Here is a 12,052-nt window from a genome sequence, read left to right on the forward strand (position 1 = left end):
CTTTACAAAAAAAAATGTCAACAGCATTTTTCCTTTTTTTATAAAAAAAAATACTTAAATATTTTTAATTGATTTTTTGTTCTATAAGCAATAGACTTTTAATAGACGACTACTTTTTTGTAAGTTTTACGTCCTATTTTACCAGGAGGATTTATGAAATCAGTAAAATTTTTAGCAGCCCTTGCAGCCGCAGCAATGATTGCCGGAAGTGCTGCAGCAGATGACACAATTTATACTTTTGATGATTTAAGTACTTATGGTGTTACATTTGACAAATCAGGTATCAGGGACGGCATGAACGACTTTGCCAGCACCCTTCTTGTAGCAGCTCCTCAGTCTGCAGTTCAGCAGAACGTATGGTCAGATGCCTACATCGGAAAATTCTTCCCTTCACTCCCAATGCACTTTGGCGTTGGACTTTCCCTTGGTGGAACAAAACTTGACATGAGCGGTCTTAAGGCTGCTGCAAAATCTTTTGAAAGTGCAGCAAAATCTGCAACAGGAAGCAATGTAGACTTTGGAACAATTCCTTCTTCTTTCTTCCTTCCTACAATCAGCATTGATGCCCGTATCGGTGGAATCATCTTCCCGTTTGATATCGGTGTAAGCTTTATGATGACAAACCCTTCACTTACAGGTGTAAACTTTGATGATCCTGATTCAATTACAGATGCAAGCCAGGCTATGACATTCAGCTGGATGGGCTTTGACGGTTCCCTTGACTACATTACTTTCGGTCTTGATGCCCGTTATGCAATCTGGGAAGGAAACCTTCTTCTTCCAAAGCTTTCTGTAGGAGCAGGTTATGTTTATACAAGGGGTCAGGTAGGAGTTACATCTTCAGAAAGCAATACCAAGGCTAACCTTGATCTTTCTTACAGCACCCACGTTATCTTCCTTGAAACACAGGTTTCCAAGAACTTCCTTGTAGCAACAGTATTTGCCGGCGGAAGAGCCCTTCTTTCAAACACAACAACATCATGGGCATGGGACATTGCAACAAGCTATACTACTTCCGGTGATGTAACTTTAACAGTTAAAGACAGTGATTCAGGTTCATATACATCAGACGGATACAGCTCTGACTACAAGCACGGAGACTTTGACTTCTCCCGCATCCAGCCACAGGTATTTGCAGGTGCATCATTTAACTTTATCATCTTCCAGGCTACAGCAAACATTTGTGCTGACGTAAGGTCTTTCATGGATTCAGACAACTATGACAGTGCCCTCTGGAGCGGTGCTTTAAGCTTCCACGTAAAACTGTAATATGACAATGACATTTGATAACTGGACGGCTTACGATGAATGGCTTATTGCCAACTATCAGGATTATGCCATCTATAAGGTAAACGAAGTCAGCGGTAAGATAGAAATTGAATACTGCGCCAAAGATGACTTTGAAAAAATCAAGGATGAAGGAAAATAATTCCTTATACCCTTTATAAACTTCCGGCTTAAGATTAAGGTATGCATAGACCTTTCTTACTGACCGGAAGTTTTTTTTTGCGCAAGAGCGTTACCCTTACACAGACCAGACAAAAAAAAATCCCGGTACAAATACTGCACCGGGGCCTGCATTAAACTCCACTAAGGAGTTATCTTATTACTTAGCGCTTAAGGTTGATGATTGTCTCAAGCATTGAATCGCCAGTCTGAATTGTCTTGGCATTTGATTCAAAACCGCGCTGGGTTACAATCATATCTGTAAGCTGTTCAGAAAGGTCAACGTTTGACATTTCAAGAGTTCCGGAAATCATGCTGCCTTTACCTGCTGTACCGCTTTCTCCAATGTTAGCCATTCCTGAGTTAATGCTTTCTACGTAAGTATTGTCACCCTTCTTTTCAAGACCGCCCTGGTTAGTAAAGCTTGCCATTGCAATCTGTCCGATTGTACGGGTAGAACCATTTGAATATACACCAGTAATGATACCGCTGTTATCAATCTTAAAGGTATCAAGGTAACCAAGCTTGTATCCGTCCTGGAAATTAGCCTTTGTTGTAGACTTGGAAGCACTCTGGGTTACAGTGTTTTCCATGCTGCCGATTGTTCCAAGGTTAAGGTTAAAAGTCTGGCGGTAAGGGTTTCCGTCTGCATCAGGGTTTGCATCTGCTACTTCAAAAGAAGTCTGAAGGATAATGTCTCCTTCCTGGTTAGAAACGTTTCCTGCACTGTCAACAACAGAAGTAAGTTTACCTGTATTGTCAAAGTTAAGGGTATAAGTATTTTCTACACCGTCAGTTGTTCCCATACCGATGCGTGTATTTGTATTGAATTCACCATTAGGATCAACATCAACAGTTACAGTCCACTGGTTAGGATTACCCGGAACCTTGCGGAAGTTCATTGCCATAATATGTTCGTTACCAAAGCTGTCATAAATCTTTACAGTTGTAGGCCATGTTCCGTTTTCAATCTGTTCGTCAGTAGGATTTTCAGGAATTTCAGGCATATTCTTGTCAAGGTTACAGAAGTAGTGAACGTTTTCTGTAGCATGTGGAGGATCTTTCTGTCCAATAGGAATTACAAGATCAGTAGGTGTTGCAGATGTACGTACAACCTGTTCACCGTTTACATTCTGAGCCATCCATCCCTGAACACGAAGACCGTTGCCTGGATTAACGAGGGTACCGTTTGAATCAACACCAAAAACACCGGCTCTTGAATAGAAAGTTTCATCTCCGTTTTTAAGAACGAAGAAACCGTTACCAGAAATAGCAATGTCGGTTGTATTACCAGTAGACTGAAGGTTTCCCTGAGTAAAGATAGTGTCAATTGTTGCAACACTCATACCAAGTCCAACTTCTTTAGGGTTAACACCGCCAAGTTCTTCCTGAGGTTTAGAAGCACCGCCAATCTGCTGGCTGATCATATCCTGAAAGCTGACGCGGCCCTTTTTAAATCCGTATGTATTAACGTTGGAAATGTTGTTTCCGATTACGTCCATACGTGTCTGATGATTCTGCAAACCTGAAACACCAGCATAAAGTGATCTCATCATATAACTACCCTCTTAATTTATTTACTCTTCTTATTCGCCGTATACAGCGGTGATTTTCTTCATGTCGTAATACATGTTGTTAACTTTAACCTGTGGATTAGCACCATAAGTTACAGCATCAACAGTTCCGCTTACAGTTGCACCGTTAAGGTCAATGTCAACGGTCTTACCGATAGTACCAACAGCCTGATTAGAAACCAGCATTGCATTCATCTTGGAAAACTCTTCATTCATGTTTGTAATCTGCTCAAGAGAAGAGAACTGTGCCATCTGGGCAATGAACTCTGTATTTTCCATAGGTGATGTTGGATCCTGATGAGTAAGCTGAGCAATCAGAAGCTTAAGGAAATCATCCTTACCTAAAGAAGCACTTACCTGACGGTCTCCAATCTTGTTCTGCTTGTTAAGGTAATCAACCTGCATGTCTACAGCGGACATTTCTTCTGGAGAAAGTCTTGTGTTTAAAGCTGCTGTTTCATTACTAACTGCCATGTATCACTCCATTTATTTATGCAACAACGTCAATTTTTGACTGACCGGATGAATAATACCTTGTCTCATCTGCCGGTAAATCCTTTTCTACCTGAACAAAACCGGAATAGGCCTTATTCGAATAGAACTGACTGTTCTGCTGCTGGGGATTCTGCTGCCCGGCAAAGGCTCCACTTTGGGAATTATCAGAAAATGTCAGGTTAAACTGAGCATCTTCAAATCCACTCTGCTGAAAAGCCTGCCGCAAAGTATCGAGATTCTCCTTGAAGGCCTCGAATGCTTCTTTTGTGGCAACAACAATCTGCCCTGTAATTACTTTATCGGAAAGTTGAAGGCTGACCTTAACATTTCCTAAGCTCTCAGGCTTAAGAATCATGTTAATGGAACCGTTATTGTTGTCCCTTAAAACAATATTTCCTGCCTTTACAAATTCCGGTGCATTATGAGAAATTGTCTGGGAAAGCATCTGCTGGAATGTAGAGCCGTCTGCTGCTGCTGTCTGAGAAACTGAAGAAGTAAGATTCTGATTAACATGCTGCTGATTAAGGTTAAGTGTCATATCCAGGGAAGAACTTTCTTTTTCTGAGATTTCTACCTTAAGCTGAGTATTTTCTTCTATTGCTGATACTTTTTCGTCAGGACTGCGGTTATCAAATATTGTAAATACGCCTTCTTTTTTCTGCTGAGCGTTTTTTAAATCTTCTGTAAAAAAAGGAGCCTCACCTTCTTTCTGCAGTTTCTGCTCCTTTACAGAAAAAGGCATGAGGCTTTCTTCTGTAATTTCTGCAGCAGAGATGTTTTCACTTACCTGTTCAGCCATAACAAGAAACTTGTCCGGGCTTTCCAGAGAAAGATCCTGGGCCTTATTTAAAAGAAACTCTCCCTTATCTCCTGCAATGTATTCTTCTGCATTATCAATAAGAAAATCAAAATTTTCTTCCTTACTGCTGCCATGAAGATAGTCCAGCTGAGCACCACTTAATTCAAGCTTTTCGCTTTCATTTACATCAGCCTGCAGACTTTGAGAAGGGAGTTTTTCTTCAAATGAATTCATTCCGGCAAAAATAAGGTTTGGTTCCTGATTAATTGCCAGGTCATCATTTTTATCCTGATTTTTTTCAGAAAGCTTTTCTTCCGGTAAATCTTCTTTTTTGTCCTGAAGTTTCTTATCTTCCGGAATATTTTTTTCTGCAATTTCTTCTTTTTCTACAGATTTTTTATCTTCAGAAACTTTACTGTAAGAACTTTCTTTTTCCGGCTGACTTTCCTTTACTTCAGGCTTTTCCCTTGCAGCTGTCATTTCTGAAAGCATTGTAGAAAAATCAGAGGAAGAATCTTTTTTCTGCAGTGAATTACTTGCTGGAGTTTTTACGCTAAGAATATCAGCTTTTTCTTTTGGAACAGATATAATAGCCAGATTCTGCATCAGTGCCTCCGTGTTTAATATTAAGAACCGAAGGCCTCTCCTGACTTAATCCAGGCTTACAGGCTTTACAACAAGAAGTTTTCCAAGTTCACCTGAGACATCTACCGGCATAAGACTAAGCCAGTAACTGGTGTTGGAAGCAGTTCCATCACGCTGGGCAATTTCATCAGCAGTACGAAGAATGTCTACAACATACTGTTTATCTGTCTTGCACATGTCTACAAGGATAGCAACGGCATTTTTTGGAGCCATGCTGTTTAACTGGGAAACCAGCTGTTCGATCCTTATATATTTATCATCGTATTTTTTTACACGGTTGTTGAATGTTTTTTTCTCTTCTTCAAAAGCCAGTCTCTCATCTTCCAGTTCCTGGGCTACAAGAAGGTTTGCTTCTTCCTGTTCAGAGATGGACTGAGCCCTTTTATCAAGTTCTTCTTTTTGAATTGAAATGGACTGCATGCGTTTTTTAAGGATATCTTCGTCTTTGTCAAAGATTTCAATATCATCCAGATCAGTAACTGTGCGGGATGTCTGAGGTGCAAGTCCTATAAGTTTGTATAGAGGTGCAAAAAAGCTCTTTGCATTAATCACGTTCAGAATATCAAACCAGAGTATTCCAAAAAGGGAGAGGATTATAATTAAAATAATCAGAAGCAGTGATTTTAATAAAGACTTTTTTGCACCCATAGATCTTCCTGAATAAAATTATTTACGGAAAGCACCCATTGCTGTTCCGAAAGTTATATCATTATCTTTTTCGACAATTTCGAAATAAAGATTACGCTCTTTTACAAGAACTTCTTCAAGATATCCCTTAACCCTTTCATAAACCTTATAGGTTTTAAAGAAAGTTGTACCATTGCAAAGAAGGCATACAGGTTCACAGGCAAGCTGTCCCTTTCCGCTCTTTACAAGGCAGGCTGTAAGAATAGCTGCTGCAAGGCGGGCACAACGTTCAGCCATGGCGTCAAGAAGGTCAAAAAGTATCTCATAATCAGCAGCTGTAGCACTTTCACAGGCAATTTTTCCCAGAGTGTGGGAAGAAGAATATGGTCCGTGAAGGAATCTGTCTACTTCAATAAGGGTAAGACCAGGGAGAGCAAGGAGTTTTGATGCAAATTCAGCAGAAAAGAGGCCTTCTTTAGCAGCACAGCTTACCATTTCCCAGGCTACAGGACCAAAATATGCTCCTGAACACTGTTTTTCAAGAATTGAAGTTCCAGGTTTCTGGCTTTTAGCATCAAAGGCACGGTCAAAATCAGAAGATGGAAGCATTGTAAACTTACCGCTTTCACATACAACAATCTGCTTTTTAAGACCAGGGTATCTTGCATCTTCACTCTGGATATATGCACCGTTCATTCCTGTACCAAGAATAAAACCGATGTATGATGAATATTTTTTACCTTCAGGAGTTCCTGCAGCTCCGGCAAGAAGAGCAGAAACAGTATCATTCATAAGAACAACTTCAAGTTCATTCTTCCAGCCATGTTCCTTAAGGGCTTTTTTAAGTTCTGCACCAACATGACATCCGTTTACTTCCGGAGCCTTAACTTCTTTTGCAAAACCTATAAGAACGCCGTCTCCGTCTTCTGTAATAGTCATTGGGTAAGAAAAACAGAAACCAATCTGACTGGCCTTATCCTTAAGATGTTCAAGGTTAACTGCAAACTGGTCAAAAAATTCCTTTTTAGAAAGCTCTTTTTCTACACCAGGCATTTTTGTCTTTTCCATTTCAGAAATAGATGGCTGACCCTTGTCATCAAAAGTAACAAGACATGAACGGAAATTAGTTCCACCTGCATCAATTACAATAACAGTTTTGTTTACAGGCATTGATTCCGGTGGGTTAGAATATGTAAGAATCATATCCTGACCTGCTTTACGATGGCAGAGACCTTCATCCATGTCAAAGAGAATTGATTCAGCAACAGTGTTTACGTCAATATGATGCTGAAAATTGTGGCGGCCTAAAAAGGCTTGAGCGGCTTTATTCATAAAAACTCCCTATTTTTATATACATATCCTTAAGAAAGAAAATTCCTGACTTTTTTCTTTCTAAAAATACCCGTATATGATACACCATTTCGCCATAATTTCTCCACCTTTTTTTTACACTTATGACGAAAATTTAATATTTTTTAATAATATAAAGACCTTTATTTGCCAAGATCCTGCATCCTTCTGTTCCAGTCCTCAGGAGGAAGTTTTATTATACTCCAGTCAAAATCAAGTATGCCGTGAGGAGGAAAAAGAGGCTTTGCCTTAATGGGAGGACGCTCCTTATCTTTAGCAATTATTTCTTCAAGGGTCATGCTTCCGTCAGTACGCTTAAGGTAAGGCTGACCAAAAGCACATAAAGTTGCAGTTTCCCTGGATTGAATATTGCCTTCTGAGTCACTTCTGCTGATTTTTACTGAATTCAGCTGATATTCAAAAGGAAAATCCTGGCTTTTTTCTATGTTTCTTATCCTTGTAGCCCTGCCGTTTACACAGGTAAAGACTCTGCCTGCAGAAAGAAGGTGCTTTGGAACGGAATAGCTTTCACTGCCGTCAGAAAATTCAGCAAGAACAGAAGGATCGTATTCCATGTCCGTCCTCCAGTACCTGATGTGGTAAACAGCGTTGTCAGTAACAAAGTAAGACACCAGTTCCTTATTCATTACAGGAGGACTTATAAGAATACCGGAAGCACTTCCTGCATCCTGCCAGAAACCTAAAAGCGGATTTGATTCATCTGTAGAAGAATAAGTTTTGATTACAAAATTAAGGTAAAGGCTGTCTCCAATAATGCAGACAGGCACATGATACTTTTCGTTATTATGTTCGTATTTGATTTCTAAATCCCAGGCACCACTGCTGGCAGATCCTGCAGAATATATGTCTCCGTTTTCGTTTACTACATCAAGACCATATTCCCCGGGAAAAAGCTGCTGGGTAAGAGGATGGTAAGTAACTGAGTTTTCCTGAGCCCGGGCCTGGCTTGTAACATCATTAACGTCCCTTTTATGTTCAAGGGTATAATCCCGGCTCTCCTGGGCCCTGTCATCATAAAGACCGTAAAAGGCCTTAAGGACAAGCTGGGGTATGGAAGAATCAGGGTCAGATAAAAAACCTGTATCAAAAACCACGTAACGGCTTTTATTTGACCATATTCCCTGAAGAAGAAGAGGCACAATATTTTCATTTTCCTGAATTTCTGAAGGATCTTCAAAAGAAGGATTCTCGGTAACTGTCTGCCCCTGATCCTGAGGGAAAAAAGGCAGCAGTACGGAAAAAAGTATGAGGAAAAGTAAAAATACAGGTTTTCTTCCCCTAAGCTTCATTATTTTTCACCAAACTTTTCTTTTATGGTTTCCTGAACTGAAAAATGAATAATCTTTCGTTCGTCAAAAGCTTTCTGAACAAGATCATCTATCTGCATTTCATCATAAATGCGCTTAGCTTCTTCTACAGGAGAACGTAAAACAGGGTGTCTCGGACTAAAAAGCACGCAGCAGTCTTCATAAGGAAGGATTGAAACTTCGTAAGTGCCAAGAAATTCTGCAGTACGGATAATTTCTTCCTTATCAAGACCAATAAGAGGCCTGTATAAAGGATATTCAGCAAAACTTTCAGTACAGGCCATATTTTCATTAGTCTGGCTTGCAACCTGACCCAGGCTTTCTCCTGTAATAAATGCCTGGGCTCCGATTCTTGGGGCTAAAAGATTTGCACACTTCATCATACAGAGCCTGAGCATAAGGGTGGAATAGTTTTCCGGAGAATGCTGCTTGATATGCATCTGAACCTGAGTAAAAGGAATTACATTAAGATAAGTCTCAACTCCAAACTGACCTATGATTTTAGCAAGATCTTCTACTTTTTTCTGAGCTTCTTCTGAAGTATAAGGGTATGAATGAAAATAAATACAGTCAACTTTCATACCCCTTCTCATCATACGGTAACCGGCAACAGGACTGTCGATTCCACCGCTTAAAAGAAGAAGACCCTTTCCGCTTACACCTACAGGAAGTCCACGGCAGGTCTTTTTCTGAGCACAGTAAACGTAACACTTGTCCCTTACTTCTACATTTATTACGGCATCAGGATGATGTACATCTACAGCAAGGGTATTGTCATCAAAAAGAACACCAGCTGCCTGAATGGCAATTTCATAGGAATTAAGGGCAAAGTCCTTGTCTTCCCTTCTGGCGTCAATTTTAAAGGTTCTGGCACCATTTGCTTTTGCAGCAAGACCTTCTTCCCTGACAGCAGCCTTTATGGCATCAAGAGTTTTTTCTACACAGCGGACCTTAGCCCAGCCTGTAATACCAATAAGATGATCAAGGGCGTATTCCACTACAGGACAGGCCTCTTCCTTAGCTGCAACATAAAGCCTTCCGGAAGAAAGCCAGGCCTTAGCAGCACTGCCGGAAATTGCATACTTAAGGTTTGTAAGAAGCTGTTTTTCAAAGACCTTTACGTTTGACCCCTTAAGTGTCAGTTCACCCAGCTTACCAAGGTACATTTGATTATAAACTTCAAGATTAACCTGATTATTCTTCATTAATATTCTCCGCTTAAATCAGAAACGATAACAGAAGCCCACAGTAACATAATTACAAAGTCTGTTTACAAGATTGTCTTCCCAGGCATCCTTAAATATGTTTACAAGGTCAGAAACGCTGCCGTCATAAGAACCATCTGCATCTGAATAAGTCTTACCGTCATATTCATAAACACCATCAGAGCTTTCTGTTACAAGTCCACCCGGATACATATTTTCGTCTACACCATAATTGTGGGTATATTCAAACATATAGCCTACTTTAAGGGAAAGGCTGCGGCCTTTTTTAGAAACAGGGAACTTATATTCAGCATCAGCCCCGCACTGAATGATGTACATCTGATGATCCTGAGAAAGATAATTAAGGGCGTTCCATGCAGTATCTACATGATCACCTGAACTTTTTCCGGAAGATGTCTCATACATTGAATGCTGGTTGGCACTGCCGTCTGTAGCATAAACACCTGCATCAGCAAGAAGGTAACGGAGGGCTTCCTCATCAGTAAGGCTTTCTGAAACATTACCGTGACGGATATAATTTGTATGAAGTACAAAAGAAAGATTGCGGCTCTTAAGGGGACTAAAGGTAATGCTCATGTTAATTGCATCTGAGTTAGGAGGAATATTTGCTCCCATCTGAATGCCTGAATTAGTATAATCCTGATAATTTACAGTTCCTGCACTTATGGAAGCTACACTGTCTGAATCATACTGCCAGTGGCTGTAGGTATAAGGTGTAATAAGAGTATAGTTAAGGCTCAAATTGTCACAGAATGAATTTGATGGTGTATACAAAAGCCCTGTCTGGAAGGCAATACGGTATTTGGCATCAATGTTAAGCTTTACTATGTCATTTACAGAAAAATCATCAACATAAATGTCTGTAGTCCAGAGAAGTTCCTTATAAGGACGAACGTCAAACTTAAGTCCCATCTGAAGGTTATCAGAACAGCCGCCTACCCCCTGGGCAACCATATAAGGTACAGGAAGGGCATAACTTAAATCAAAGCGCTTTCCGTAAACAATTGACTCATAGTAGGCAACTTCAAGAAAACTGAATGGCTTAAATGAAATCTGGTGAAAGGCAAGAACCTTGTTAGGGCTCAGGTTATCTCCGTTATAACTGGTTGTAGCTCCGATTACGGAAATCTGCTGGGCATAAGTAAAAAGGTCTCCCATATAAGTAAAGGAAAGGTTTCCTGCATGATAGGTTGAATCATTAAGGGCAAGTCCCTGACCAATAAAAGTACCATAACCTGAGCGGTAAATACCTGCCTGAAGGTAAAGGTTGTTATAACCAATGGAAATTACATCATCAACATCAAGATAAACATTTGCAGGACCTACAGATGCAGGGTCCTGAATTGAATCATGTTCTGAATGAGTATAAGCCGGAAGAAAGTCACTTTCATCCTTTGCATTTCTTGCTGCAAAACCAAGCTTGTATCCCATGGAAACAAAATCACTTTTAAAAGTCAGGTCTCCCTGAACAGAAGGATAAATGCAGAGCAGCTTGTTTGTATCTGAGTCCAGTTCTTCATTTCCGTCGTCAGTAATATCCCTTGTTACTGTAAAGTCTGATTCCATTACAACATGAAAGCTTTTACCTGTAAGTTCTTCATAAAGACGGGATGCAATAAGGAAGTCATCATCTGTTACTCCTTCGTCTTCTGTTTTTTCAAGAACGGAAGTAAGGATTTCCTTTATTTTTGACACAGGATATGGTCTTAAAGGAGGAAGTGATTCTACATAGCCCTTAAGATACCAGCCCTGGGCATAGGAATAAAATTCATGCTGGGGATTAACGCTCATCTGGGCAAAAACTTCAGCAGAAATAAAAATACTTAAAATAAATACTAAAAACTTTTTCATTTAATAAGGAACTCCTTTATTTTAATACTGGTGGCAAATGTAATTTCTGGACCACATTCAAACTCACCTTCGTTATTGTCATGGTTAAACACAAAAGTAAAGGCCCCCTGAGCCATAAATGTAATGGCAGGTGTAGCACATAAAGAACCCCTAAGGCTGATTCTGTTTACGTATTCAGGAGTTCCGGAAGGACAGGTAAGGCTTTGTCTTCTTTTAGCCTCTTCCCTTCCCATTGCTCCGTTAGGATCAGGGTATACCCATTCATCAATATCACAGACAGTATCAACTCCACCCCAGTCCAGGGCTTCAGTAAAGATATTGGTACCGGAATATTCACCCTTAGCCATAAAAAGATAAGTTCCTGTAAGGCTCCATTTTTCCGGAATCTCATAACCTGCATTAAGTTCACCGGCAATTGTATCAGGACCAAAAGGAGAACCTACCCATTCATAAAAAATAGCCATATCACCTATGTTTTCTGAATAAGTGCGTACCATTGACCAGTTAGGATCTTCCTTTACATACATGTACGGATCAGCCCAGTAGCCTTCAAGCCAGGCATGGAAATAGCCCTGTCTGCATGGAATATAGGTTTCTGCTCCCCCCTGGAAGCCAAGACCGTTAGGAGTACAGTCAGAAGGCCAGTTTTCAAGTTCATAAGGAGTCTGATACTGAGTCATGGCAAACATTCCGTAAAAGCGGAGGTATTTT

Annotated in this window: 10 protein-coding genes and 1 pseudogene; 2 read left to right on the forward strand and 9 right to left on the reverse strand. The window is 40.2% G+C overall.

All coding sequences use genetic code 11. From position 1 onward, the window contains the following. Positions 1-153: 153 nt before the first annotated feature. On the forward strand, positions 154-1,269 hold the full coding sequence (locus tag K6D58_RS02330; RefSeq protein WP_296827152.1) for a hypothetical protein: 1,116 nt from the start codon (positions 154-156) through the stop codon (positions 1,267-1,269). 7 nt (positions 1,270-1,276) lie between these two features. Further along, positions 1,277-1,429 carry a hypothetical protein gene (locus K6D58_RS02335; protein ID WP_296827154.1) on the forward strand — a complete coding sequence of 51 codons (153 nt, stop codon included), beginning with the start codon at positions 1,277-1,279 and terminating at the stop codon, positions 1,427-1,429. 181 nt (positions 1,430-1,610) lie between these two features. Here the strand turns inward: K6D58_RS02335 and flgE are convergent, their stop codons facing one another. The 9 genes and pseudogenes from flgE to K6D58_RS02380 form a co-directional block, all read right to left on the reverse strand. Continuing rightward, positions 1,611-3,002: a flagellar hook protein FlgE gene (gene flgE, locus K6D58_RS02340; RefSeq protein ID WP_296827156.1), complete on the reverse strand. Its 1,392-nt coding sequence runs from the start codon at positions 3,000-3,002 to the stop codon at positions 1,611-1,613. Positions 3,003-3,032: 30 nt separating this feature from the next. After that, positions 3,033-3,494, reverse strand: coding sequence for a flagellar hook assembly protein FlgD (gene flgD / locus K6D58_RS02345; RefSeq protein ID WP_296827159.1), 462 nt, complete (start codon positions 3,492-3,494; stop codon positions 3,033-3,035). Positions 3,495-3,510: 16 nt separating this feature from the next. Then, complete coding sequence (locus K6D58_RS02350) at positions 3,511-4,920, reverse strand: flagellar hook-length control protein FliK (RefSeq protein ID WP_296827161.1); 1,410 nt, start codon at positions 4,918-4,920, stop codon at positions 3,511-3,513. A 45-nt stretch (positions 4,921-4,965) separates the two neighbouring features. After that, positions 4,966-5,607 (reverse strand): periplasmic-type flagellar collar protein FlbB, encoded by a 642-nt coding sequence (locus tag K6D58_RS02355; protein ID WP_296827163.1) that lies wholly within the window; start codon positions 5,605-5,607, stop codon positions 4,966-4,968. An 18-nt stretch (positions 5,608-5,625) separates the two neighbouring features. Beyond that, positions 5,626-6,918: a hexokinase family protein gene (locus K6D58_RS02360; protein ID WP_296827165.1), complete on the reverse strand. Its 1,293-nt coding sequence runs from the start codon at positions 6,916-6,918 to the stop codon at positions 5,626-5,628. A 161-nt stretch (positions 6,919-7,079) separates the two neighbouring features. Next, positions 7,080-8,246, reverse strand: coding sequence for a hypothetical protein (locus K6D58_RS02365; RefSeq protein WP_296827167.1), 1,167 nt, complete (start codon positions 8,244-8,246; stop codon positions 7,080-7,082). Continuing rightward, on the reverse strand, positions 8,246-9,469 hold the full coding sequence (gene thiI / locus K6D58_RS02370) for a tRNA uracil 4-sulfurtransferase ThiI (RefSeq protein ID WP_296827169.1): 1,224 nt from the start codon (positions 9,467-9,469) through the stop codon (positions 8,246-8,248). The genes K6D58_RS02365 and thiI overlap by 1 nt, the downstream gene beginning before the upstream one ends. An 18-nt stretch (positions 9,470-9,487) precedes the next feature. Next, complete coding sequence (locus tag K6D58_RS02375) at positions 9,488-11,341, reverse strand: hypothetical protein (protein ID WP_296827171.1); 1,854 nt, start codon at positions 11,339-11,341, stop codon at positions 9,488-9,490. Further along, a pseudogene (locus K6D58_RS02380) lies at positions 11,338-12,052 on the reverse strand (hypothetical protein); the annotation flags it as partial. The pseudogene K6D58_RS02380 and the gene K6D58_RS02375, both read right to left, overlap by 4 nt.

This window comes from Treponema sp., assembly GCF_024696245.1.
Lineage (GTDB): Bacteria > Spirochaetota > Spirochaetia > Treponematales > Treponemataceae > Treponema_D.